This window comes from Deltaproteobacteria bacterium, from assembly GCA_016235345.1.
GTDB lineage: Bacteria > Desulfobacterota > Desulfobacteria > Desulfobacterales > Desulfatibacillaceae > JACRLG01.
Genome location: JACRLG010000013.1, coordinates 1 through 26,459, shown reverse-complemented (window position 1 = coordinate 26,459; position 26,459 = coordinate 1). Strand labels below are relative to the sequence as shown.

At 59.5% G+C, this 26,459-nt stretch carries 13 protein-coding genes; 8 read left to right on the top strand and 5 right to left on the bottom strand.

Annotation, left to right across the window (positions count from 1 at the left end; genetic code table 11):
* The first annotated feature begins 168 nt into the window (after positions 1 to 168).
* From HZB23_06260 to ftsY, 5 genes are all read left to right on the top strand, one after another.
* The gene (locus HZB23_06260) at positions 169 to 2,283 is read left to right on the top strand and encodes a peptidoglycan DD-metalloendopeptidase family protein (GenBank protein MBI5844254.1); all 2,115 of its coding nucleotides are present in this window, start codon (positions 169 to 171) and stop codon (positions 2,281 to 2,283) included.
* 43 nt (positions 2,284 to 2,326) lie between these two features.
* Positions 2,327 to 3,178 (top strand): hypothetical protein, encoded by an 852-nt coding sequence (locus tag HZB23_06255; GenBank protein MBI5844253.1) that lies wholly within the window; start codon positions 2,327 to 2,329, stop codon positions 3,176 to 3,178.
* Between the two features lie 240 nt (positions 3,179 to 3,418).
* Positions 3,419 to 5,413 carry an acetate--CoA ligase gene (gene acs, locus HZB23_06250; protein MBI5844252.1) on the top strand — a complete coding sequence of 665 codons (1,995 nt, stop codon included), beginning with the start codon at positions 3,419 to 3,421 and terminating at the stop codon, positions 5,411 to 5,413.
* Between the two features lie 374 nt (positions 5,414 to 5,787).
* Positions 5,788 to 9,384: a chromosome segregation protein SMC gene (gene smc / locus HZB23_06245; GenBank protein ID MBI5844251.1), complete on the top strand. Its 3,597-nt coding sequence runs from the start codon at positions 5,788 to 5,790 to the stop codon at positions 9,382 to 9,384.
* A 3-nt stretch (positions 9,385 to 9,387) separates the two neighbouring features.
* On the top strand, positions 9,388 to 10,323 hold the full coding sequence (ftsY, locus tag HZB23_06240; GenBank protein MBI5844250.1) for a signal recognition particle-docking protein FtsY: 936 nt from the start codon (positions 9,388 to 9,390) through the stop codon (positions 10,321 to 10,323).
* On the opposite strand, the gene HZB23_06235 is transcribed toward ftsY, so the two are convergent.
* Positions 10,320 to 11,576 (bottom strand): hypothetical protein, encoded by a 1,257-nt coding sequence (locus tag HZB23_06235; protein ID MBI5844249.1) that lies wholly within the window; start codon positions 11,574 to 11,576, stop codon positions 10,320 to 10,322. The genes ftsY and HZB23_06235 overlap by 4 nt on opposite strands.
* Here HZB23_06235 and HZB23_06230 point away from each other — a divergent pair.
* Positions 11,575 to 11,904 carry a hypothetical protein gene (locus HZB23_06230; protein MBI5844248.1) on the top strand — a complete coding sequence of 110 codons (330 nt, stop codon included), beginning with the start codon at positions 11,575 to 11,577 and terminating at the stop codon, positions 11,902 to 11,904. The two genes, HZB23_06235 and HZB23_06230, sit on opposite strands and share 2 nt — an antisense overlap.
* Before the next feature lie 8 nt (positions 11,905 to 11,912).
* On the opposite strand, the gene HZB23_06225 is transcribed toward HZB23_06230, so the two are convergent.
* The 4 genes from HZB23_06225 to fusA form a co-directional block, all read right to left on the bottom strand.
* A complete protein-coding gene (locus HZB23_06225; protein MBI5844247.1) occupies positions 11,913 to 13,040 on the bottom strand; it encodes a hypothetical protein in 1,128 nt (375 codons plus the stop codon).
* 12 nt (positions 13,041 to 13,052) lie between these two features.
* Complete coding sequence (locus tag HZB23_06220; GenBank protein ID MBI5844246.1) at positions 13,053 to 13,682, bottom strand: hypothetical protein; 630 nt, start codon at positions 13,680 to 13,682, stop codon at positions 13,053 to 13,055.
* Positions 13,679 to 14,329: a hypothetical protein gene (locus tag HZB23_06215; GenBank protein MBI5844245.1), complete on the bottom strand. Its 651-nt coding sequence runs from the start codon at positions 14,327 to 14,329 to the stop codon at positions 13,679 to 13,681. The genes HZB23_06220 and HZB23_06215 overlap by 4 nt, the downstream gene beginning before the upstream one ends.
* A gap of 164 nt (positions 14,330 to 14,493) precedes the next feature.
* Positions 14,494 to 16,572, bottom strand: a complete 2,079-nt coding sequence (gene fusA, locus HZB23_06210; GenBank protein ID MBI5844244.1) for an elongation factor G — start codon at positions 16,570 to 16,572, stop codon at positions 14,494 to 14,496.
* 136 nt (positions 16,573 to 16,708) lie between these two features.
* Between fusA and HZB23_06205 the strand changes: the two genes are divergently transcribed.
* The gene (locus HZB23_06205) at positions 16,709 to 17,788 is read left to right on the top strand and encodes a CapA family protein (GenBank protein ID MBI5844243.1); all 1,080 of its coding nucleotides are present in this window, start codon (positions 16,709 to 16,711) and stop codon (positions 17,786 to 17,788) included.
* 228 nt (positions 17,789 to 18,016) lie between these two features.
* Positions 18,017 to 26,459, top strand: an 8,443-nt coding sequence (locus HZB23_06200) for a right-handed parallel beta-helix repeat-containing protein (protein MBI5844242.1), incomplete at its 3' end; no start/stop codon positions are given.

The window sequence follows — 26,459 nt, the reverse complement described above, 5'->3', positions numbered from 1 at the left end:
CCGCCTTTTTTTTCCAAGCCCCCCGGAAGAAGCCCTTGTTTGCCCTTGTTGACACATTAAACTCCCGTCTATAGGATGAATCAAACAGGCTTCGGTTTTGATGATCCCACGGCCAGGCGCGTGGGCGGAAAAAATTTTAACGGCATTTGAAATTGTTGGCGGAAACGCATGTCCGTAAAAAAAATCACAGGCATAATCGCAATTCTGGTCATTATTGCAGCCACGGCCCTTATCGTGATCCGGCTCTTTTCCGTTTTCATCGCCTCCCCGGTCGGCGTCAAAAAGGGCGGAATCGAAAAACCGTCCGCGATTTATGATGTGGAGGCGTTTAAATCGGCAGTGGAAAAGGCCCTTGCCAGGGGCGACAAAACGGCCCTCCGCACCATGCTGAAACAGACGGAAGGCAGGACAGGGCAGGGCGGCAATGATGTGCGCTCTATTATTCTGCGGGCTTGGGCCGCGCTGGAAGGGACTTTTTTCCTGGACCGGGAAAATTCCGGTTCCGTGCTCCTTTCAGACTCAGAGGACAGGCTCCTGGCAGCTCCCACCGACATGGCGATAAGCGGAAACCGCCTGTACGTCATCGATTCCGGCACGCTTTATCTGGGTGACACCGCCGAAATCCGGCCAGGGTCGGAGAGGCTTGCCTGTTCGGTAATTCTGGCTCCAACGGACAAAATTGAAGGCTATCCCATAAAGGAGATCGTTTCCCTCGCGGTGTCCGATGACGGCAAGGCCCTGTACGTGCTGGACAAGTCGGGCGACGTTTACAGGGGGGCGGTTCCAGAGGGCGAGGGGTTGACAGCAGCGGCCCTTTTGTTCCGGTGGAGCCTGCTTCCCATAAAATACGACGCGGACAGGGTCCCGCCTCCCCTTTCCGCGGGGCTTTTCGAGGCGGGGAACCTCCTTTTTCTTCTGGACACGGCAAGAAACCAGATTTGGCGACATCCCGCCGGAAAACAGGCGGGCTTTCTGCCGGGTGTGCTGCCCTGGAAACTTTCGCCGGGCGAAACCGACCTCACCGGGGCCATCGACCTTTGCATGGATGGGGCCACTGGCAGGGCCTTCGTGCTCTACAGGAACGGCGACATCAAGGCCTACGTTTCGGGCGGTAAAAGCGCATCCGCAGGCTCCGGGCTTGCGGCGGCACCGGTTCCGTCTTTTCCGGAAGGTCTGCGCAAGGCCAAAATCGAGCCTGCCGCCATTTTCACGAAACCCGGCGATGCTTTCCTGTACGTGGCGGACGCTGGCAACAGGCGGGTGGTTGAAATAAGAAAGGACAAGCTGTCCTTTTTCCGGCAGTTCATCCTTCCCTTGGAGACCGGCGACATATGCGCGGCGGCGGTTTTCGAGGGCGCTCTGTACGTCCAGGCAGGAGCCAGGCTGGTAAGGTATGACCTTTCCGGGGCCTTTGCCGGAAAACCGGCCAGCGCAAGGCCCATCCCGGCCTGGGCCGAAGCCCCGTGCGCACAGACTGATGCCACGGTCCTTGCGCCCAATGACCCCTGTGTCCTTGAGATCATGCGAGGCATGGCCTTCATGCTTCCCATAAAGGGCCCGGGAAGCGGCAAGGCGTATCTTCCCGACCGCAGCGCAGTGTATCCGGGAGCGAGAAGGGCCTACCGGTACGGGGTCCACGAGGGTCTGGACCTCGCCAACAAGGACATCGGGGCCGAGGTCAGGGTTGGGACGCCAGCCTATGCGGCAGCCGACGGAGTGGTGATTTTCGCCGACCCCCAATACCGGGATATCACCATTAAGGAAGCCGCCGCCATAATGAACGAGGCCAAGGCCATGCACAACACGCCGTACCGATCATACATCACGCTTTCGGGCAGGATGGTGATTCTGGATCACGGACGGGGAATCCAGACGGTCTATTCCCACTTAAGCAGGCTGGGGCCTTTGGTCAAAACCGGCGCGAAACTGAAAAAAGGCGACCACGTGGGCGACGTGGGCATGAGCGGAACCCCAAGCGGGGCCAGGGGCAGCACCTGGTTCGCCCATCTTCATTTCGAGATAAGGTTCGGGCCAAAAGACGAAAACAAGCTGGGCCGGTACAACCTTGGCCAGTGGCTGGGCTTTGAGAGAACCCGCCGGGCCTTCGAGCACATATTCCCGGATTACGGCGTAAGGCCGGCGTACCTGGATTGCGACGAAAAGGGCCGGATCGTGGGGCGCTCTCCTGCTCAGGCCAAGCCATCCGGCGCGAAAGCGCTTTCGGGGCAACCGGGCACAAAGGCGGCGGGGCGTGGTACGGCCAAAACAGCCCGGTCTCGATGATCGAGGGTTTCATTTCACTTCCTTTTCATGACAGGGAGGAACCATGTTCGGCGACTACAGGGGAATTTTCGGCGGCGGAAGCGACACCACATACATCATCGGCCTGATCATCGTTTTTCTTGTGATATCGAAACTTTTTGCAAACAGGAGCCCTGGCCTTCGCATTTCCGGCCCGGCCCTTGTGCTGAAAAAATTCCGGGTGAACGAATTCGATCAGGACGGGGTACTGGTGGATATTGCCGGGCGCGCACCCGGATTTTTTTCATGGCTTCTTACGGCAATGGGCTTTGAGGCCGACACCAGCCTCACCCTTTACAGGGACAGGGTCTTTTTCCACAGCGCGGGCCTCTATGGCGAGCGCAACGAGATAGTGCCCATAACCTGCATATCCGGCACGTCCTGCGGCTATTCCAAGCCCATAGGCTACCTTGTGGTGGGAGTTTTTCTGGCAGGCGGAAGCCTTTTGACCGAAATTTTCATGCGACGCTCAAACGGAGCGGCTTTTCTGGTGGGCCTTTTTATCGGGGCGATTTTCCTTATCGCCTATTCCCTTTCCAAAAAAATCACCATAAACCTGGAAACCTTCGGCGGAACCTGGTTCGGCCTCACCTTTAAAAGAAGCATGATAGAAAACGTTCCCATTGACATTCAAAAGACCCTGGAAGCCATAAGCATAATAAACAACAGGATTCTTCTGGCCCAGCAGGCGGGGCGTCCTTCGGAGCCTGTACAGGCGGCCCCGCCCCTTGCCCCGAAACCTGCCCCCAACCTCGACCCGGCCCCGTCTCCAAGGCCGCCGGTCACCAGTTGCGACCGGTGCGGCAGGCAGTATCCGGGCAATCTTTCAGGCCGGTTCTGCGAAGAGTGTGGGGCCCGGCTCTCGCGTGTGATCTGAATCTCCCCCAAGCCGCAATCTTCCTCTTTTCCCAAGCACTCCGCTTCAGGTATAATTATTTTACGGGGGCTTTCCGGCAAGGCGCAGCGCCTTCGTAGAAAGCCCCCTTCTCCGGCTTTCGGGTTTTAAGGCAAACCCGGATAAGGCCATGAATACGGCGCGCAAAATCCGTCAACGCCATATCCAACCCCTTAAACACCGCTTCACCGGCTCACTTTTCCCCCTCAAAAGGAGCGTCCCATGCCCATCACCGAAAAGGACGGAAAATTTTTCCCCGATGCCGCATTTTCAAAACGCGCTCACGTAAAGAGCATGGAAGAATACAGGGAACTCTACCGGCGCTCGGTGGAGACCCCGGACGAGTTCTGGCGAGAAGCCGCAGCCGGGCTTTTCTGGTACAAGCAGCCTGACAGCGTTCTCGATTTCAATTTCGACATCGAAAAGGGCGAGGTGTTCCACCAGTGGTTTTCGGGCGGCTACACCAATATGTGCTACAACGCGGTTGACAGGCACTGCGAAACCGAAACCAGAAACCGGGCCGCCATAATCTGGCAGGGCGAGCCGGACGGCGACGTCAAGGTCCTCACCTACCAGATGCTTTTGCGGGAGGTCAGCCGCTTCGCCAACGTGCTGAAAAAAAAGGGCGTAAGGCGCGGGGACCGGGTGACCCTCTTTCTTCCCATGGTCTGGCATCTTCCCGTGGCCATGCTGGCCTGCGCCAGGATAGGGGCCATACACTCGGTGGTTTTCGGCGGGTTTTCTTCGGAGGCCCTGGCGAGCCGCGTCATCGAAACCGAGAGCAAGGTATTGGTGACCATTGATTTTTCCGTGAGAAACGGGCGCAAATTCCCCTTGAAGGCCGCTGCGGACGAGGCCCTTCTCCAGTGCCCGACTGTGAAGAACGTAATAGTGGTGAGGCGCACCGGCGACGCCTGCCCCTGGTCGGACGGGCGGGACACCTGCTGGGACGACGAGATGAACGCCACGGACATTTCAGATTTCTGCCCATGCGAGGAAATGGAGGCCGAGGACCCGCTCTTCATCCTCTATACGTCGGGCTCCACCGGTAAGCCCAAGGGCCAGGTCCACACCACGGGCGGCTACATGGTTTACACCAACCTCACCACGCGCCTCATCTTCGACCTTCAGCCCGAAACCCTTTACTGGTGCATGGCGGACATCGGCTGGATAACCGGGCACTCCTATATCGTTTACGGGCCTTTGACCAACGGCGCTACCTCCTTCCTCTACGAGGGCACCCCCTTGTGGCCCGCCCCGGACAGGGCCTGGGAACTGGCGGACCGCTACGGCATAAACGTGGTCTATACCGCGCCCACGGCCATAAGGGCGCTGATGCGGCAGGGCGAATCCTGGCCCGAAAAAAGAAGCCTCAAAAGCCTCAGGCTTCTGGGTACGGTGGGCGAGCCCATCAACCCCGAAGCCTGGATGTGGTATCACAGGCACATCGGCCATGAAAACTGCCCCATCGTGGACACCTGGTGGCAGACGGAAACCGGCGGAATCTGCATCACGCCGCTTCCGGGGGCCTGGCCCACCAAGCCCGGCTCGGCAACCTTTCCGTTTTTCGGCATAGTTCCCAGGGTGGCCGACCCCGGCATAGATAACCCGGAAAGGCGCGGCCTTGCCATGCAGGCGGGCGAGACCGGGCACCTGTGCCTGGAGAAGCCCTGGCCGGGGCTTTCCCGAACCATTTACGGCGACCACGACCGCTGGGTCCAGACCTACTTCACCCAGTATCCAGGCATGTACTTTACGGGCGACGGCTGCTACGCGGACGCCGAGGGCTACCACTTCCTTCAGGGCCGGGTGGACGACGTGATAAACGTCTCCGGCCACAGGGTGAGCACCGCCGAGGTGGAATCGGCCCTGGTGCTGCACGAGGCAGTGGCCGAGGCCGCTGCCGCCGGGATGCCCCACGAGATCAAAGGCCAGGGAATCTACGTCTTCGTCACCCTAAAACTTGGAATCGAGCCCTCCGAGGCCCTTAAAAAGGAGCTTCTGGACCACGTGCGCACCCAGATAGGGGCCATAGCCACCCCGGACAAGCTCCAGTTCGCCACGGGCCTTCCCAAGACCCGTTCGGGCAAGATCATGCGCCGCATTTTGCGCAAGATCGCGGAAAACAAGACCGACGAGCTGGGCGACGTGAGCACCCTGGAAGACGCGGAGGTGATTAAGAGCCTGGTGTATGGCAAAGACTACCAGGGTGCCTGAGAGCGCGAACTGCTGTGTCAGGCTTCGCCGGGTCGGGTCGTTGCGTACCTTGGGATACGCGGCCTCCCCGCCCGGCTCGCCAACCTTAGCATTTCATCGCTCTCAGACTCCCTGGCTGGCGATAGCAAGCGGGCAAAAGAATCAGAACTGCACGAATTCGGAAGCTGCCGGGACGATTTTTCAGGCTTTTCCGCTTTGCCGTTTTCTGCGTTATTTCCACCATATATGGTAGAAATTTACCATCAAAAACCCCTTCCATTGTATTTTTTTCTTTACAAGATTCCGCATATCTGGTAAATATCGCCACCCGGAAAATCCGAAGGGAGGGGCAACAGCCCCTATGACTCTTCTTTCATCACGGCTTCCGTAAAACCATGCGCTTGAAACAACTCGACATCTGCGGGTTCAAGTCCTTCCCGGACAAGACCTCCATCAGTTTTCCCCAGGGCGTGTGCGCCATAGTGGGGCCCAACGGGTGCGGCAAAAGCAACATCGTGGACGCCATAAGCTGGGTCACGGGCGAGCAGAGCGTGAAGCAGCTGCGCGGCAAGGCCATGGAGGACGTGATCTTCGCGGGCGCGAACGGGCGCTCTCCCATCAACATGGCCGAGGTCTCCATCCTCTTCAAGAACGACAACGGCTCGGCCCCGGAGGAATACCGCGACTTTTCCGAGATAATGGTGACCCGGAGGCTCTTCCGTAGCGGCGAAAGCGGCTATTTCATCAATAAGCGCCCCTGCCGCTTAAAGGACGTGCAGCACCTGATGCTTGGGAGCGGCGTGGGGGCGCGCACCTACTCGGTTATCCAGCAGGGCAACATCGGGGCCATCACCGAGGCCGGGCCGGAGGAACGCCGGGTCCACATCGAGGAGGCCGCAGGCGTCACCCGCTACAAGGCCCGCAAAAAAGAGGCCGAGGCCCGCATAGAATCCACCCGGCAGAACCTCTTGCGGGTGATGGACATAATAAGCGAGGTGGAGCGCAACCTTTCGGGCCTGAAACGTCAGGCCGCCAAGGCCGAGCGGCACAAGGCGCTTTCCGGGCGGCTCTTTTCGCTGGAAATCGCCCTTGCGGCCCACGAATTCGACGCCCACAGCAAAAAGCTCTCCGAAACCGATTCACTGATCGTCGAACTCTCGGACGAGGACATTCAAAGCTCCGCCAGGATCGCGGCCCTTGGGGCGGGCCTGGAGGAGGCCCGCGCCCGGCGCATGGAAACCCAGGGCCTTCTGTCCGAGCTTGAGGCAACCCATCACGGGCATCAGAGAAACCTGGATCGCCTGGAAAACGCACTTTCCGCCGATAAAGTCGAAAGGGCGCGGCTTTCCAATGAATCCGAAAAGCTCTTCCAGGAAATGGAGGAGCTTAAAAAAAAGCAGGAAAAAATCTCCCTTGAAGAGGCCGAGGTAAGGGCGAAACAGGAAGAAACCCAAAAGGCCCACGATTCGGCCAAAAGCCTCGCCGCCGAAAAGGACGTAGCGCTCAATGCGGCAAGGGGCGAGCTTTCATACGTAAACCAGGCCGTGGATGGAATCCGCACCCGGTACACCGATCTTGTGGCCGAGGAGACCCGGTGCAGGAACAACCTCTCGAACGCCAGCCGTACCAAACAGGAAATCGCCCGCCAGATAAGGCAGAAATCCGAGGAATCCGCCCATGCGGAAAAAAAGGCCGCCGAATCCCGGAAAAAAAGCGAGTCTGCCCGTGAGGCCGTGGCGCGCCTCAAGGCCGAAATCGCTGAAAACGAGGCGGCCATAACCGAAACCGAAGCCGGTGCGGAGGCCAACCGGAACGAGCTTCGGGAAACCGTAAAATTCGCCAACACCTTAGACCTTGCCCTTCAAAAGATGAAATCCAGGCTGTCCACGCTGAAACGCATGGAGGCCAACCACGAGTGGTACCAGGAAGGCGTGCGGCACCTGCTGAAGCTCCGGGACGAAGCCCGCAAAAAGGGCGAGCCCGACTCCGGCCACGGCGTTCTGGCGCTTCTGGCCGAGATACTCTCTCCTGAACCCGGCTTCGAGGAGGCCGTCGAAGCGGCCCTTGGCCCGGCCCTTCAGTACGTGGTGACGCCCGATCCCTCCTTTGCCCTCGCCCTTGGCGCGAATCTTCCCGAAAAGATAAGCGGCAGGGTGGGATTCGTTCCCCTTTCCTGGGCCGGGCCTTTTTCCGAACAGGCCGAAATTCCTGATGATTCCCTCCTGAACCGGGTGAAGGTGGCCGAAGGTTACCATGATGTCGCGGCCCGCTTCCTGGGGCACGTGAAGGCGGCCCCGGACGGGCAAAGCGCCGTCAATTTGCGCGAAGCCTCGCCCGGTGCCACGGTGGTGGCCCAAGACGGCTCGGTCACGGCCAACGCCTGCGCCATCCTTGCCGGGAAGCGCGACAGCCAGGGGCCGGGAATCCTTCACCAGCGAAACGAGATCAGGACCGTTGCCGTCGAGATGGAGGCCGCAGTCGCGGAGCTTAATGAAACCAGGGCCAGGCAGGCCGGGCTTGAAGGCGTGGTGCGAACACTTGAAACCGAGCTTCAGAAGCTGTTGCAGGCAAGGAAGAACCTTGGAAGAAGCGAGAGCGAGGCGGGCCGGGAGCTTGTACGCCTGGAAGAGGAGACAAGGCTTGCCGAACGAAGGCGTGAAATCGTGACGCTTGAGCTTGACCAGCTCACGGGCGACGAGGACGACGCCAGCCGGGAGCTTGAAAAATTCCAGGAACTTTTCGACCGGCTCGCCGCCGAAACCGCCGCACTGAAAACCGAGCTTGAGGAGAATTCGCAGAATTCGTCGTCCCTGGCAGCTTTGGTCAATATGCTCCAGCAGGAGCTGATGGACGCAAGGCTTGCCGCAACAGCGGCCTCCGCCCGCCTGGACAACCAGAAAGACACCCTAAACCGCCTTTCGGGCTACGCTGCCGAGGGGGCGAGGCGGCTGGTGCAGCTTGAATACGACGCGAAGCGCAAGGAAAGGCTGGCCGACGAGGCTGAAATCCGCATTCAAAAGGCCGAGGATGAACTGGCCGCAGCCTATGCCGAATTTTCGGCCCTGACCGGGGCGCTTGAAAAAGAGCGCAACCGTATGAGCGAGTCCGAAGAGGGGCTGGCCCAGGCCGAGGCGGCCCTGGCCAGCGTGGAGAGCGACCGCAAGGCGCTTTCGGAGAAACTTTCAGCGGTAAAGCTCGCCAGGGCCGAGCGCGAGCTTCGCCGGGAGGCGGTGACCCGGAGGGTGTTGGAGCGCTTCTCGCAACCACTTGAAATTCTTCGACAGAATTCCGAAATATTGGACCTGGCCGAAACAGGGGCCAGGGCCGCCGCCGAAGCTGAGGTTACGGAACTGCGCGAAAAACTTGCCCGCATGGGCGAGGTTAACAGCGAGGCCATAGAGGAATACAGGCAGCAGAATGAACGCTGCGATTTTCTGATGCAGCAGCGCGACGATCTGATATCGGCCATTGACTCTTTGGAAAAGGTGATCAAAAAGATAAACCGCTTCACCCAGGAGCGCTTCATGGAAACCTTCGCCAGGGTGAACGAAAAACTAGGCGAGGTGATCCCAAGGCTTTTCACCGGGGGAAGCGGGCAACTGGTTTTAAGCGAGCCGGACAAGCCCCTGGAAACCGGCGTGGAATACCTGATTCAGCCGCCGGGCAAAAAGGTCACCCGCATGAGCCTGCTTTCGGGCGGGGAAAAGGCTCTGGCTGCCATAGCCTTCGTGTTCGCCATCTTTCTCATCAAGCCCTCCAGCTTCTGCCTCATGGACGAGGTGGACGCGCCCCTGGACGACGCCAACGTGTACCGCTTCAACCAGCTTTTGAAGCTCATCGGCGAGCAGAGCCAGGTCATCATGATCACCCACAACAAGAACGCCATGGAATTCGCCGACGTGCTTTTCGGGGTTACGATGGAATCGAAGGGAGTGTCCAAGCTCGTTTCGGTGAACCTTGCCGGCCAGGGCGCGGACGCCCGCAACAACTGATATTTGCCACAACCACATTATTTATACCAGGAGGAACCTTTGAGCTGGCTTTCCGAAAAACTCGAAAAAACCCGCGTAATTCTCAACACGCCCATAGAGGACCTTTTCACCGGCAAAAAGCCCATCGGCGATGATCTCCTTGACGAACTGGAGGAGGCCCTCATCGTGGCCGACCTTGGGGTCGCGGCCACAACGAGGCTCATGAAGGGGCTTCGCAAAAAACTGGAGGCGCGGGAGATCACAACAGCGGATCAGCTCCGGCCAGCCCTGGCGTCTGAAATCCTCGCCATTCTTGAGCCCTGCCGGGTCGAACCTTTCAAGCCCAGGGTAAAGCCTCACGTGGTGTTGATAATGGGCGTGAACGGCGTGGGCAAGACCACCACCATAGGAAAGCTGGCTGCGAGGTATGCAAAGGAGGGCATGAAGGTCCTGGTTGTGGCCGCCGACACCTTCCGGGCCGCAGCGGTGGAGCAGCTTGCCATCTGGGCCGATAGGGCGGGGGTGGCCATAGTCCGGCACAAGGATGGCGCGGACCCGGCGGCTGTTGTTTTCGACGGCGTGGAGGCTGCTGTGGCGCGGGGCATGGATGTTGTGTTGGTGGATACTGCTGGACGCCTCCACACCAAGGTGAACCTGATGGAGGAATTGAAGAAAATCAAGAGGATAGCCGGCAAGAACTATCCGGGCTCGCCCCACGACGCATGGCTGATACTGGACGCATCAACCGGCCAGAACGCCCTTTCCCAGGCCAAGCTCTTCAACGAGACCGTAGGGGTCACAGGGCTCATTCTCACAAAGCTGGACGGCACGGCCAAGGGCGGAATGGTGGCGGCGGTGGCCCAGGAGCTGGAGGTCCCCATCCGCTACATCGGCCTTGGTGAAAAGGTGGATGATCTGCGGGATTTCGACCCGGATGAATTCGTTAAAGCTCTGTTTTAACCTGGGGGCGAGGGGACTGCCTCTTCGGGCGCGGCGGGCTTTTCGTCCTGCTTCGGGCCGGAATCGGGGCCTTCCAGTTCCAGGGTAAGAGCGCCGCTTGCCATGGAACTGACGCGCATCACGCCAAGGCCCTCAACCTCGACGCCGTCCAGGCTCCGGGCCAGGGTGTCGGAAAGGCCCTTGTAGGTAACTTCGTAGGATGCCTCTGGCCGGGCATAACCACGCTGGACCACGCTCACCACAAAGGAGTCGGCCTCCTCCAGGGCCTGCTTCACCACGTCGTAGCCCTTGAAATCCTTTACGTTTACGACCTTTACGGCAATGGCTATTCCGTTTAGGGACATGTCCTGCCAGGAAGCCACCAGCTTGTCGAAAAACGAGGTGACAGTCGCCCCCTCCTTTTTTCTCTCCATTATGCGGGCTGCGGCCTTTTTCACCGCCTCGGCCTGGGCCGCCTCCAGGTTGCAATGCACCGCCGCCCCGTGGGCCGTGCCGGAGGCCAGCACCTGGCCGCTTGCGCAGGAAACAGCCGAAATGCTGACATCGGCCTGTCCCGACACCAGGTCATAGACCTTTGGGCCGGCTGATGGCTTCACCGAGCCTAAGATCAGGACCTCGGCCCCGTTCAAAAGGCCCACCTTCACCGCCGCCGAAGTTTCGCCCGCAAGGGCCTGTTTCAGAAGCGCGTCGTCCTTGTCGATGATGGCGGCCACGGTTGCGGTGTCCACCATGTTGAAGCCGTATTCCAGGAGTTTTTTCGTAAGCTCGGTTTGGAAAACCGAGCTTGGGGACCCGCCTATGCGTTCATCCAGCATCACCATCACGCGGGGCTTGTCCATTGTCTCGAAGAGGATGCGCAGGGCCGCAAGCTCGCGGTTGACGTCGCTTGTGCTCACAAGGGCTGTTATGGCGACCTCGGTCAGGCCGTCCGTAGTTTTTGTTTCGGATGTAACGGTGTAGCTTTTGACGGCCCCGGAGGTGCGGGAAAGCACCCTGTCCCGGTGAACGGCGAAGTTGCGAACCTCGGTTTCCGACTGGATGATGGCTCCCGCCACCTTTTCAACCGCGTCCCGCTTGGCGGCAAGAAGCGCGGCCCGGCTGTCCGGGCCAAGCCCCTGGGCCGTGACCGTGGTGTCGCCGGTCTTGGTGTCAACGGCATCAACTGTGGCGTCTTCGGAAAGGGCCGGATGAGCGGATGCAAGGAAGAAGCACGCCAGAAGCGCCGAAAAAACCGCAGGCAGGCGAAAGCGCATGGATTTTTCTCCCAGGAGCAGGCCCGGAACCTGTCGGAACCGGGCCTGCTCCAGAAAAATCAGCAAAAGGCAGGTAAAAGAACAAAAGGCCAGCAGCCTCTTATTTCAAAACGGCTCGGACAGCCTGGATAAAAACGATGAGCTGCAATTCAAGCCCGGCCGCCGTAGGCTGAGGTCTTCTCATCCTGCGGCTCATGTCAAATCCGGGCGGCCAGAACGGCTAAAAACGATGAGCCGCAAGGCGCGCAAGCGAGCGGCGAGTGAGCGTACGCTTTTGTACGTGACCGAGCCGGGAGGCGACGCGCAACACAGCGGATCGCGTTTTTAGCCGCTCTGTCACCATTGGTAGAGGGAGCCGATGTATATAGTATCCGACTCGTAATTGTCCGCTTCCTGGACCGTCTTGTAGCCTATGTTGACACCGAAGGTGTCGGTGACCGCGTAACCGGCCTCGAAACCCAGGTCCACAAAGGTGGTGTCGGTGCCGGCTGGCAAGTCGGAGGACATGTCCTTGTTATAGACCAGGAAAACGTTGAAAACGGCGTTTTCAGCGACCCGGAAGCCGCAGTTCAAGGCCAGCTTGACGAGCTGCTGGACGTCGTCATCGTTGTCCGTATCGTCCTTGGTGAGCTGGTAGGTGAGGGCGGCTCCGGGAACGACCCAGTCGAGGTCCTTGACCGCTGCGGCTGAAAGGCCGAAACCGTAATAATTGACCGAGTCGAAATCGTCAACGTCGAGATACATGTAATGGACGTTTCCTGTGAGGCTTGCGGTGGTGTCCTGGGCCACCTGGCGGTTATGCCGGCCAAAACCGATCACGCCGAAGCGGTGGGCGCTCCAGCCGTCCATGTCCAGGTGATCATAGGGAATCATGAAGCCGTAGGAGAACTGATCCTGGTCCCATGCCATTCCGGCTGTGAAACCGGGGATTTCGCCGTCGCGTCCGCTTCCGGTGTTCACCCATTCATACCGAAGATCGCCGCCCACAAAGCGGGTGTTGGTGCGATCCTTCAGCATGGCTTTTTTCTGCAGACGGGTGACCGCCGGAGGAAGCACCACGTTCCTCAGCATCACCTCCGCCACGCGCTGGGGGGCGGAACTGGGCTCGGACATGCCGCTGGAGGTCGGCCTCAGAAAGGTTTCGGCGTAGGCCAGCGCCGCTTCCGAGCCGTCGGTTCCCAGTATCCTGTAAAACTCGTCCAGTTGCTCATGGGTGAAATACTTGCCGTAGAGAGAACCGAACTCCTGCTTGAACTGGTCCGCTTCCCAAGGCTGGGCCATGAAGTCCTGCCAGGTAAGGGTGCCGGGCAGGTCGTAGTTATTGATGTAGTTGGCCACTTCGCTGTAGGTGGTGTCGGTGGGCGGGGTTGGCTCGGTCGCAAAGGCGGAACCTGCCGTCATGCTTGCAAGGATTGCCGCCAGAAAAAGCGTTAGGACGATTTTGCCTGTTTTTTTGTTTCGCATTTTTCCTCCGGGTCAATGGGGTAACTGGCCAATGAGTCGTGATACCGCCGATTCCACGGCCATGCGGGCTGCTTCGCCCCAGTCCGGGCCGGTGGCGGTTCCTGATGCCGGTACGTATTCTAGGGTTTCAACGTCAACCAGGCGAACCTGGACGCCGACGCGGATGCGGGGCTTGACGGATTTCCACATTCCCGTGACGGATTCGTCTTTTCCTTCCGAGTAATCGAAAACCTCGCCGTAAACCACTTTTTTCGCTCCGAGAACCTTGCCGAGCTCCACCGCCGAGGACTGGTCAACGGCTCCCGTGGCGGCAAGCCACTGCTTCTTGAAGACGTCCTTCACCACCTTTTCGTCCTGCTCAACGAAGATGAAGCGCTTGGTCCTGTAAAGCGCGTCGGTGATGAGGTTATGCATTCCCATGCCCACGGCGCTGTCCTGAAGATGCGGATAACGCTTGGCCGCCGCTTGTGAAAGGCCGAGGGGAAGCACGGCCAGGGTGGTCTTTTCGCCTTTATATTCGGGAAAGGCCACTGCCGGGGCGGCGGCCGCCTTGGGGGATGGTTCATCGGTTGCGCTCGTTGTGGCGCATCCGCCGGCCAGCGCAGAAAACAGGAGGATCGTAAAAATCATCCATCTTTTCATTTGATTTTCATTTCCTTCACAGCCGTGTAAACGGCCTCCTGGGTGGCCTTGCCAACGGTGGTCTGATCGAAATAAACTTGGTCCTTGCGGATCTGGAAAAAGACCCCCGTGGAATTGGTTGTTGACCTGCCACGGCCCCTGGCGGAAATCTGCGGCCTGCCCTTTTCCTTTACGAAAACCTCCACATCCACCGTTACGGTGGTCTTTGCCCCGGAAAAGACCCCGCCTATGCCTCCCCTTCGGCGGGAGGTCGAAAAGCGGATGGTTCGGGCCCAGGCAACGGCGTCGGTTTTGAGTTCCCCGGCGAGTCTTTCCGCGTCGGCCTCTTCCACGGGAGGGCTTTCCCCAGCCCATTGAAGCGCCACCATGCGGTCAACTTCCGCAAGAATTTCCGGGTTGTCCTCTATGGGCCTGTAGCGGCCTGTTTCGTAAAGGGCCTGGAGAACCAGGTTGGAAATGCCCGTGCCTATGAGCTGGTTTTCCCACTGGGGGTCCTTTATCTCGTTTTTCACCCCGATGACGGTGAGGCTTAAGGCCGGGGCGGATGGAGGCTCATCGGCCATGACCGGCCAGCCTGCGCAGAGGCAGAGTGCGAAGGCTGCGCACAGGGCCGCAGCGGGCGTCAATCTTTTGACCATGCGTCTCATCGGGCGCTTTTCCCCTTTTTGCGGTGAAAAATATCACAAACCGGAGATATGATAAAGCGCTTTCTTGGGGCAGGGCGGTCCGGCAACAACAAGGCCGGAAAGGAAACTAAAATTCCCCTCCCGGCCTCTTATAAAATGACATGTCAGCCTCTTGAAAAAGGCCGCTACTTTTGTTCTTCTTCCTTTTCCCTCTTGTACGCCTCCACAATCTTCGGGATGAGGGCGGCGGGAACCTCGTCGTAATGCGAAAATTCCATGGTGTAGGCTCCGCGCCCGCCGGTCATGGAATTTAAGGTGGGCGCATATGAAAGCACCTCGGCCATTGGCACGTTGGCCTCTATGACCTGGTTCCTGCCCTTGTTGCCCATGCCCAGAACCCTGCCCCGGCGGCTGTTCATGTCGCCCATGATGTCGCCGGTGAAGGCTTCGGGCACGATCACCGTCATTTTCATGACGGGCTCCAAAAGCGTGGGGGCCGCGTCTTCCATTGCCTTTTTGAAGGCCAGGGAGCCCGCGATTTTGAAGGCCATTTCCGAGGAGTCAACGTCATGGTAGGAGCCGAAATCCACAGTGGCCCTGAAATCCACCGCCGGGCAACCGGCCAGGACGCCACGGTCCTTGCTCTCGATGATGCCCTTTTCGACAGCCGGGATGAAGTTCTTGGGAATGACGCCGCCCACGATGGCGTCCACGAACTCGAAGCCCTCGCCGCGCCCCAGGGGCTCGAAAACCACCCAGCAGTCTCCGTACTGGCCGTGGCCGCCGGTCTGCTTCTTGTGCCTGCCCTGGACCCGCACCTTTTTCTTGATGGTTTCCCTGTAGGGCACCTTGGGGAGATTGAGAAGCACGTTGACGTTGAACTTGCGCTTCATCTTTTCCACGGCGGTTTCTATGTGCACCTGGCCCATGCCGGAAAGAAGGATTTCCTTGGTTTCGGCGTTGCGGTCAAGTTTTAAGGCCGGGTCTTCCTCTATGAGCTTTGCAAGTGACCCGATTATCTTTTCCTCGTCGCCCTTGGCCTTGGGAACCACGGCGTATGAGATCAGGGTGTTGGGGACAGCAGGGGGCGGGAAGACTATCTTGGCGTTCTCGTCGCAAAGGGTGTCGCCGGTGGTGGTTTCCTTCAGTTTCGCAACCGCAACCACCGCGCCGGGTCCCACTTCGCTCACAGGCTTCTGGGCCTTGCCCATGATGTGGAGAAGGCTGCCGAAGCGCTCCTTCACCTGCTTGGAGGAGTTGTAGAAATTGCCGTCAGCCGCTATTTTGCCGGAAAACACCCGGAGGATGGTAAGCCGCCCGGCGTAGGGGTCGGCCATGGTCTTTATGACCATTGCGGAAAAAGGCGCGCTTTCGGAGGGCTCCCTTACTATTTCATCGCCGGTGGCCGGGTCGGTTCCCACCTTGGCGGGCCTGTCTTCGGGGCCGGGCATGCAGTCCACCACGAAATCCATCAGGCGGTCCATGCCTATGTTTTTCACCGCGCAGCCGCAGAGGACCGGCACGAACTTGCGCTCCAGGACTCCCTTGCGAAGAGCCATTCTCAATTCCTCGTCGGTGGGCGCATCGCCTTCCAGGTAACGCTCCAGAAGGGCGTCGTCGGCCTCGGCCACGTTTTCGATCAGGGCTTCGCGCTCGGTTTCGGCGGCATCCGTCATGTCATCGGGAATGGCCTGCTCCTTCACCTTGCCGCTCTCGTCGTAAACGTAGGCCTTCATGGCCATTAAGTCCACCACGCCATTGAAGCCGGCCTCCTTGCCGATGGGAAGCTGGAGGATGATGGGCTTGGGCGAGGTGAGGCTCTCGTTCACGTCGGCCATGGCGCGGCCAAAATCGGCATTTTCGCGGTCCAGCTTGTTGATGATGATGGCCAGCGGCATGGAAAGCTCTTCAGCCACTTCCCACGCCTGCTCGGTCTGGACCTTCACGCCGTCCACAGCGTCCACCACCACTATTGCGGAGTCCGCGCCCCTTAGGGCATAGCGGGTTTCGTTGAAGAAGTTTTGATCGCCCGGCGTATCCATGATATAGATCGTGTTCTTCTTCCAGGAGAACTGGAAAAAGCCCGTGTTTATGCTGGTCTGGCGTTTCACCTCCTCAGGCTCGAAGTCCATGGTGGTGTTGCCTTCCTCCACGCGGCCCTGCCGGGTGACGGCGCCTGCGGCGTAAAGGATGGCGTCGGCGAGGGTGGTCTTGCCCGCGCCGCCGTGGGCGATGAGTCCGATATTGCGAAGTTTTTCCGTCATGAGGGTTTCCTTTTTTAAGTGACCAAAAGTTCCGGGTACGTCGCTTCGTGTCAAAATCATTCAGAACTAACGGGCTAATCGAAAAAAATCAAGTCAAAATCAAATTATTTCACCCGGGCTGAGGGAAGGCCGATAAATGAAAATGGGCATCGCGTGGAATAAACTCGCACGGCTGCCACTGATCGTCCTGGCGGTCTTTATCCTGGAAGCCGGGGATTGCCGGTGCGGCGAGATTCTCCAGGTCGCGGCGGTGGGCGACATCATGACCGGAAACACCTTTCCCGAACCCTTTCTGCCGCCTGACGACGGCAGGGGGCTTTTCGACGCGGTGAAGGGCGCATGGTCCGACAGCGACATCGTCTTCGGCAACCTGGAAGGCCCCATGATCGACGGAGGGATTTCGGCCAAGTGCGAGGGCAGGACGAACTGCTACGCCTTCAGGATGCCTACACGCTACGCCGCCCATCTTGCCGGGGCGGGGTTCACAGCCCTGGGGATCATAAACAACCACTCCTACGACTTCGGACCCGAAGGCATGGCCTCCACCCTGGCAAGCCTCAGGGCCGCAGGCATATCCCCGGTAGGCGGGCGCGATACCGCCACAAGAATCGTCAAGGGAAAACGCATCGCCCTGGTTGGCTTCGCCTATCCAACCCCATCCACAATGGAATCGCGCTATTTCCATTCCGTGACGGACATCCCGAAGGCGAAAAAGGTGGTTTCGGGCCTTGCCAGGGAAAACGATATCGTGATCGTGTCCTTTCATGGCGGGGCAGAGGGTAGAAGCGCCCGGCGCGTGCCGAAAAAGCCGGAAATCTTCCTGGAGGAGGAGAGGGGGGACGTCCACGCCTTCGCCCACGCCGTGATAGACGCCGGGGCGGACCTGGTGGTGGGCCACGGCCCCCACGTTTTAAGGGCCGTGGAACTGTACAAGGACCGGCTCATCGCTTACAGCCTGGGCAACTTTCTCACCTACGGATGGTTCAACATAAAGGGTGTCAACGGCATTACTGTTGTCCTCAAGGCCGGGCTTGATCCGAAAACCGGGGCCTTTGTTTCGGGGCAGCTGGTTTCGGTGAAACAGGTGGACCGGGGGCTTGCCCGCATGGATCCGGAAAACGCCGGAGCCGCCATCATAAGGGAACTTTCCGCTTCTGACTTTCCGGGCTCCGGCCTTGTGATCCAGCCCGACGGGACCATTACAACGAAAAAGTGAGCCCGGCTGCGGCTGGCAGGGGCCTTCGATCCCGCCGCGTTCCTGATAGAATTATCATAAATCCTGTGATTCTTTTCATAACCATTCCTGTTGTACTTTTCCTTCCTTTTTAGCTATAATTCAATAATTGGAAAAGAATCATCCCTTTCGCGGTCTTGCGGCAGGCTTGTGTATTGAGCCTTGCGAGTCTGGACCGTGATAAGCCCCTTATTGTGTTTGGAGGACGCCATGACCATCCGGGCCACCCATCGACTCCCGGTCAACGCCGCTTCCCTTTGCCTGCCTTCTTCCCGAAGGGCCGTTTCCCTTGCCCTGCTCACGGGCTGGCTTGTTCTGGCGGCGTTTCTGATGCTGGCCCTATGCTCAACGGCTCACGCCATTAACCGCCCGGTTCTGAACAACGACGATTCGGGCGTGGGGTCTCTGCGAAACGTCATCGCAAGCGCCAACACGGGCGACACCATCGATCTCACTGGCAGGACCGGGGTCATAACCCTCACCTCCGGCGTAATATCCATCGCCGACAAGAGCCTCATCATACAGGGCCCAGGGGCCAAGCAGCTCACCATTTCGGGCAACAATAACAGCCGCATTTTCATGATCAGCGGTGTCGCCACGTACTCGTTAACGATTTCCGACGTAACCCTCGATAACGGCAAAAGCCTTGGCGCGAACGGGGCGGACGGAACACCGGCGCAGGGCGGTAATCCGGGCTTCGGCGGCGCGGTTTACGTTAATTCCGACCTTTCGGGTACGGTCAATTTCTTCCGCATAGCCTTTACCAACAACGTGGCCAGGGGCGGCAACGGCGGCAACAATTCGGGCGACGGCGGCGGCGGCGGCGGCGGTGCGGGCCTTGGCGGCGCGCTTTTCGCGGGGCTCAATTCAACGGTAAACGTAAACGAATGCCTTTTTTACAATAACGTGGCGGAAGGCGGGATGGGCGGCACGGGCATCAACCCCGGCGGCTCCGGCGGAGGCCTCGGCGGCGCGGTTTTCAACGAAAACAGCACGATATCGTTCAAAAATTGCACCTTTGTGGGCAACCTTGCCTACGGTGCAATGGGTGTGGCCGACGGTCCTGGCGGCGGCGTCTCCACCACCCCCGGCGCTAACGGCGCGGTCGGACAGGGCGGCGCGGGTTACGGCGGTGGCGGCACTGGCGGCATAGGCGCAGGCGGCGGCGGCGGTTCGGGCGGAGCGGGTGGAAACGGCGGCCTTGGCGGCGGCGGCGGAGAAGGGACGGTTCCCGGCAACGGCGGCCCTGACGGCCACGGCGGAAACGCCGGGGCAGGCGTGGGTTCCGGCGGCGGCGCGGGCCTTGGCGGCGCCATCCTGACCTACTTCGGTGCAACCACCAGCCTCTTGAACTGCACCATAACGGCCAACAGCGTCCTTGCCGGGCAGAACGCCGACGGACTTCTTGATGGGGCCGCCGGTAAGGCAAAGGGCGGCGGAGCCTTTGAGTTCGCAGGCTTTACCACCAACATAAAAAACACCGTGATCGGGGCCAATTCGTCCTCAACAGGCAGCCCGGACGTTTACGGCCCCTTCGTGAGCCAGGGTTACAATATTATTGAGGATCCCACGGGGTCTACGGGCTGGACAGGCACCGACCGGAGCCAGGCTCCAGTTCTGGATGCCCTTGCCGACAATGGCGGCCCCACCATGACCTGCGCCCCGGGAAAATACTCGCCGGTTCTGGATTCGGGCGACAATTCCGGTATAACGGCCACCGATCAGCGTGGTTATCTTCGGTTGGTAAACGTAACGGTCGATATAGGGGCCTTCGAGTACCAGCCCCCGCCCGTCATAGACGTGACCGTGCCAGCAAGTTCAGGCCGCTTCAACACCCTTGATCCCAACGTGGCCGTCGTGTCCGGCACCGTGACACCTGGCGCATCGGAGCTTCTCATCCTGTCAGTGACCTGGGAGTTGACCGGGGCAACCACGGGTTCGGGAACCGCCCTGATCATTGAAGGCGATTGGTTGTATTCGGGCGGCCTTGTTCTGAACCCCGGAGAAAGCACCTTCACGGTGACCGCCCACCAGGCGGGCGGCCAGACCTCTCAGAACGAGATAGTTCTCAATTACGACCTCACGGACCCCACGGTCACGGTCCTGCCCAAAGACATCGCAACCGGCGTTTCCCCGATACGGTTCGATTTCGTATGGAGCGAGGAGGTCATCGGCTTCGATGAAACCGACATCACGGTCGTAAACGGAACCAAGGGAACGCTCAACGGCTGGGATGGCCAGAATTTTTACATGATGATAACGCCAGATTCGTCGCCGACCCTTGTCCAGGTCTCGGTGGGGGCGTCTGCGGCAGAGGATTTGGTGGGCCATTTCAACACCACCGGCGATTCGGCGGAGGTGACCTATCGCCCGCTGGATTCGGGGACCTTCTATGTTGATCCCACGGTTCCCGGCCCCGGAAACGGCACCGATCTGGACCCCTGGAAGTACATCAACTACGCCGTGGCCGAGATAAACGCGGCCAACGCGGGCGATTACACCCTGGTGCTCAAGGCGGGCACGCACACGGCGGCTCCAGGGCAGATGGGCAATGTCAACATAACCCGGCCCGGGCTAGTGATAATGGGCCAAGGCCCTGCAGACACCCTTGTCCAGGGTCCTGGCGACTACATGATCTGGAACACGGCCTTCAGTGTTCAGGCCGACGGGGTCACAATCCGGGATATCGCCTTTACCGGCTTCGGCGACCCGTCGTCGCCCGGCGTAATAGTTTTTGAAAGCGTGACAGGCGGCGTACTGGAAGGCTGCACCGTTTTCGGCGGAACCACGGGCGTTGTCATAAACAACTCCAGTTTCTGCGAGGTGCGGGACGGCTGCGACATTTTAGAAAACAGATACGTGGGCATCCGCATATCAGGAGGAACCGGAAACAGGGTTCACGGCAACCTTGGCTCCATAAGGGACAACGGCCAGCAGGAAGTGCCGGGAACCGGCGTCCTGATCGAGGGAAACGCCAGCGACACCTGGATATACGGCAACGAAATCCATTATTCCGGTAACCCCGATTATTTGCAGGGATATGGTGTTTCCATCTCCACTACCGGCACCGGCACCATGGTGTTTGAAAACGAAATTTTCGGCAATGTCCAGGCAGGAATAAACACCGGAAACTTCGTTGACCTTGCGATTTTACGGAACAACATTCACGACAATGCCACCGGCGTTTCGCTGGCTTCAGTCGGTGGAACGGCCTTGGTCGAAAACAACCTTATTTCGGAAAGCCCGATAGTTTCAGGAGACATGGCATACGGAATATGGGTTGAAGGCTCTACGGGCCTCGTCAATGCGAATATCCGCCACAACACCATATCCGGGGGAAGCCAGGACGGCATTCATACCGAAACCTTGGGCTTCAGCGGCGGCTCCTGTGACATTTTCGCAAACATCGTAACCGGGTTCACAAATGCGGGCATCTATATCAGCGAGTCAATGCCCGGAGGCTACACCGTAGCCTACAACGACTCCTGGAACAACAGCCTGGCACAGTTCTACGGGGCTGTTTCCGACAGCATCATCGGAACCAACGGCAACATATCGGCTGATCCCAACTTCACGGCCATCGGCGATTTCAACGTAATGTTCCCGTCCCCGGTGATTGACGCCGTTCCCGCGTCTCCCGCCACTGAAGACCATTACGGCACCACAAGGCCCAAGGGCGCGGCTTATGATATCGGAGCTTACGAATACCAGAACTACGCACCGGTAATTCAGTGGGTGAGAACCGTGGTCCGGGGTGGAAACAGCGGAATAGTGGATGCCGTTTTCAGGGTTATCGACCAGGAAGGCGAGACGGTCAACTGGTACGAATCCTACGTCAGCTTCTCTTCGGCGTCTTCGGGTTACACCGCGTTCACCCCGCTTTCGCCCTTCTTCATGACGGGCGACGCGGCGTTCACGGCTTTCACGCCCATGGCCGCCGATGCGGGCGGCATCGAATACACCGTTGTTGTCAACGCAGCCTCGTGGCCGGAAGACGCTTACAAGTTAAGGCTCAAGGTCAGCGACCAAAGCGGAAATCACTCAAACTTCCCGCTTTCCGCCGAATTCTGGCCCTTAGGGGAAACGCCTTCAGACATCACCCCGCCCTCAAACGCGGTGGTGCAGTCCTCCACGCCCCAAGCCTATTCGCCCACAACGGCGTCGTCGGCCAATGTAACCTGGATTCCGGGTGACGACGTCGGCGGATCGGGTGTTGCGGGATATTCATGGGACTTTGACAACGCCCCGGACACCGTGCCCGACGCCGTCCTGGAGGCTGCGTCTCCGCCTTCCGTGCTCAATTTCTGGGGAGACGGTTATTACTGGATACATATATCCTGCATGGATAACGCGGGCAACTGGAGCGCGCCCTATCACTACGGCCCGTGGATCGTTGATACGGTCGGGCCTGCGGCTCCCAACGTGAACGCCACCCAGACCAGGGTCAACGACCCCTCGCCTTCATGGCGGTGGATGTCCGCCGGAAGCGGACGTTACGTGGTTTACGCAGGCGGCGAGTTCATCGGGGCAGGCGGAAAAACCGCCAACTACGTGGCGGCCTGGGACCCCCTGAGAAACGAGTGGTCGCCTTTGGGCGACGGTGTGAACGCCTATGTTTACGCGCTTGCAGTGGATTCACAGGGATACCTTTACGCGGGCGGCGCTTTCACCACCGCAGGCGGAACCCCGGCCAACCATATAGCTATTTGGAATCCTTATACATCCACATGGTCTGCCCTCGGAGCGGGCGTAAACGGTAATGTCCGCGCCATTGCCATTGACTCCCACGACAACGTATACGTGGGCGGCGATTTCACCGACCAGGGCAATCACGTAGCCATGTACAGCAACCAGTCCGACACCTGGTATCCGCTCGGAACCGGCACGGAAGGCCCGGTTAACGCCATAACCATTGACACCCTCGACCGCGTCTTCGTGGGCGGTTCCTTCACCCAGGCTGGCGGTGTCACCGCGCAATCCTTCGCAATGTGGCTGCCGGATTCCGCTTCCTGGCAGGCTCCAGCCGAAGGTCCCGGCCCGGGAGTGCGGGCCCTGTTCAACTGGGGGCCCGACCTTTACATGGGCGGCTTATTCACCAACGCCTGCGGCGTGGGGGCCAATTATGTTGCGGCCATGGACCTCATTTCCCGACAGTGGCGCGCTCTGCCCATTGAGCCGGACGCGGCAGTTTTAGCCATAGGCTACGACTTTGGAAACATGTGGCCCATGGCGGGCAATTTCATGGCTGCCGGGGCAGCCGCAACGCAGAGAACAGCCCGCTGGGATGCGTGGACCGATACGTGGCTTGGAATGGATGGGGGACTCAACAACCCCGGATTAGCAATTGCTGTGGACGGCGAGGAAATCTTCGTGGGCGGCTGGTTCACGGCTCCTGGCAGTTATGTGGCGTTTTACGATGCCGCCAACGGAGCCTGGAAGCAGATGGGCACCGGCGTGGATGGCTATGTTAACACTCTTGCCATTGGCGGAAAACTTTTCAGGGCCAAGCTGGATGACCCGGATCTGACCTTGGATGCAACGTATACAAGAGCGTCCTGGTTCTCGCCCACAGCCGCCATTTCGGAAGGGATGCACACCCTCTACGTTCAGGAGCAGGACGCCGCTGGCAACTGGGGGGATTCCGGCTTCTTTGAACTTGAGATCGACACAGTGGCGCCGGTGGTGGCGCTTCTTTCCCGCTCCGGCCCCGAATACATAACGGGCAGCACTGCCGTTTTCGAGCTTAGTTTCTCCGAGGATGTAGCAGGAGTGGACTCCTCCGATTTCGCAGTCACCGGCGCGGTGGGCGGATCGGTCATGGCTGTTTCCGGCTTCAACTATTTTTACACCGTGACTGTTTCAGGCTTTTCCGGCAACGGAGCGCTTGGGCTCAATCTGATCGACAACGACAGCATACGCGATCTGGCAGGAAACATTCTGGGCGGGCCGGGGCCTGGCAACGGGGATTTCATCGGCGAAATCTATCAGGTGGATTCGGCAGCGCCCACGGTGGTCATCAGCACCGCGCGACCTTTTACCGGCATCAACCCGGTGTCCTTTGACGTGGTTTTCAGCGAGGCGGTCACTGGCTTCGACGCGGACGACCTCACCATAGGCAACGGAACCCTTCATGCCCTTTACACCATTGATGCGCGAACCTATCAGGTCGACATCACCCCGGACGGACCGGGGCTCGTGACCCTCGACATTCCGGCTGATGTCTGCACCGACCTTGCGGGCCGTCCCAACCTTGCGGCCCCCGCACAGGGCCAGGTTACCTACGCTGCGATCGCGCCTGGAACCTTCAGGGTGGACATATCAGCGGCAGGCGAAGGCAACGGCTCCCCCGGCACACCCTGGAAGACCCTCCACGCGGCCTTTGAGGAGATCAACGCGGCGGCGGCCCCTTCAGAGGGAGAGGCTTATACCCTTGAAGTGGTATTCGGCGCTTACTCGGTGCCCAACGGCGAGCCGGACATTCCCCTTGTCCTTACCCAAAGCAGCGTAACCGTATTGGGAACGGGCGGCTCCCCGGTCATCAACGGAACCGGAGCAACAACATGGAACGCAGGCATAACCATGGACTGCTACGAGTCCAGGCTCATGAATCTTACAATCAGCGGTTTCTCCGCCACTGACAGCAAGGGTGTCTTTATGAGCGGCGGTTCCATGAACGTGGTGGAAATCTGCCTGATAGAAGACAACTTCACCGGCGTCAAGATACTGACCCCAAGCTACAACAACCAGGTGGGCCCCGGAAACACCATACGCAGGAACGCCCAGGCGGGAGTGTTCATTGACTGGAGTTCCATGAACAGGGTTGTGGACAACCACGGCTCCATTTACGACAACAGCGCCGGTGTTGTGATTGGCGGCGGGGGGGCGATGAACGAGATTGCCCGCAACCATATATACTGGTCGGGCGATGCCGGGCACGTGCAGGAGCAGGGCATCTGGGACCAGTCCGGCGCAACGGGAAACATCTTCCACCATAACAATATCGAAGCACATAACAACTCCCTTGGGTGTTACGGTGTACTCGTTTCCGACTCCAGCCCGGAGATTTTCGCAAACGACATTAAGGCAAACTCGGTGGGCATCGGGGTGTTTTCGAACGCCGCCGTTGAGCCCCTCACACCCATCATCACGAACAATCTGGTTTACGATTTCGGAACGGTGATGCAATACGGCATCTACCTTTACTCCCAGGGTGCGGGAATCGCCGGTCAGGTTTTCCACAACACGGTGACCGGGGCAGAGACGGACGGCATGCAATGCATGGATGACGTGGCCGGCATCACCACCGGGATCAAGTACAATATCGTGGCCGCCTGCAACGGCTACGGCATATCCAACCTTGGAGCTTCTCCGGGAAGCCCGGTCATCGCCGAAAACGACGTGGTGGATTGCGTTGCGGGCGCGTGGGGAGGAAACCTCGGCAACCTTACCGGAATCAACGGCAACATTTCGCAAAATCCGATGTTCGTAAGCGGCACCGACCTGCACATTCAGCCGGGCTCGCCCTGTATAAATGCTGCTGTATCCAGCGAGACCCCAGGCGATTATGACGGCCTTCCAAGGCCGGTTGGCGCTTATGCCGACATGGGTGCTTTTGAGGTGCAAAACCAGGCCCCGGCCATCAACATAACCGTGGCGGCCCAGCGCGGCGACGGAAGCGGTCTGGTGGATTTGGTCTTTACAGGCTCCGACCCTGAAGACAACATTGTTGATTGGGAGGCCACCGGCTGCCAGTACGCGCTGGCCCCGACATACTCCACCTGGATTCCGGTGATTCCGGCCTTCGAGACAGCGGACGCGGCCTTTACTGCTTTTACTCCCATGACCTTCCCATCAGCCGGTCAGGCTTATACGGCGGTGGTGAACATTGCCGGATGGCCGTCGGGGCAGTACAAGGTGCGCCTTGTTGTGCGCGACCCGGTGGGGGCTTTGAGCACGGTTGCGGAATCCCCCGTTTTTGGGGTGACTTCCGGCCCCCCGGCGACGCCCACCATTGATGCGGTCACGACTCCCACCAATCAGGCCACCCAGAACGTAACCGGCACAAAGGAACCCGGCACGTCGGTCTGGAGGGACGGCATCGAGATAGTTCCGATGGACGCCTCGGCAACATGGTCAACCGTGGTGGCCCTTGCCGAAGGCCCCAACGACATAACCATCACATGCAGAAACGTGGCGGGCTATTTCTCGCCCTTTGCCCACACTTCCATCCTCCTGGACACCGTGGCACCGCTGGATCCGACGGTGGCGACCGCCAACCCCGGAACGGTGACGCCCACCAACGTCAGCACGGTTGCCCTTACCTGGAACGCTGGAAGTGACCCGGACGGAAGCGGAGTCGCGGGCTACTCCTGGATCGTGGACCAGAGCAACGACACGGTTCCCGACCAGACCCCGGAAGCGCTTCCCGCAACCATCAACCTTGTCGAGGGCGAGAACTGGATTCACGTCCGCACCCTCGACCTTGCCGGCAACTGGACCGCCACCTACCACTACGGCCCGTGGTTGCTGGACACCACGGCCCCGGCGATTCCCTCCGTCAACCCGGCCACCACGCCCACGAACCTTGCGGCCCAGAACCTCACGGGCGGCAAGGAGGCCTTCACGGCCCTCTATATCAATGGTGTGCCGGTTT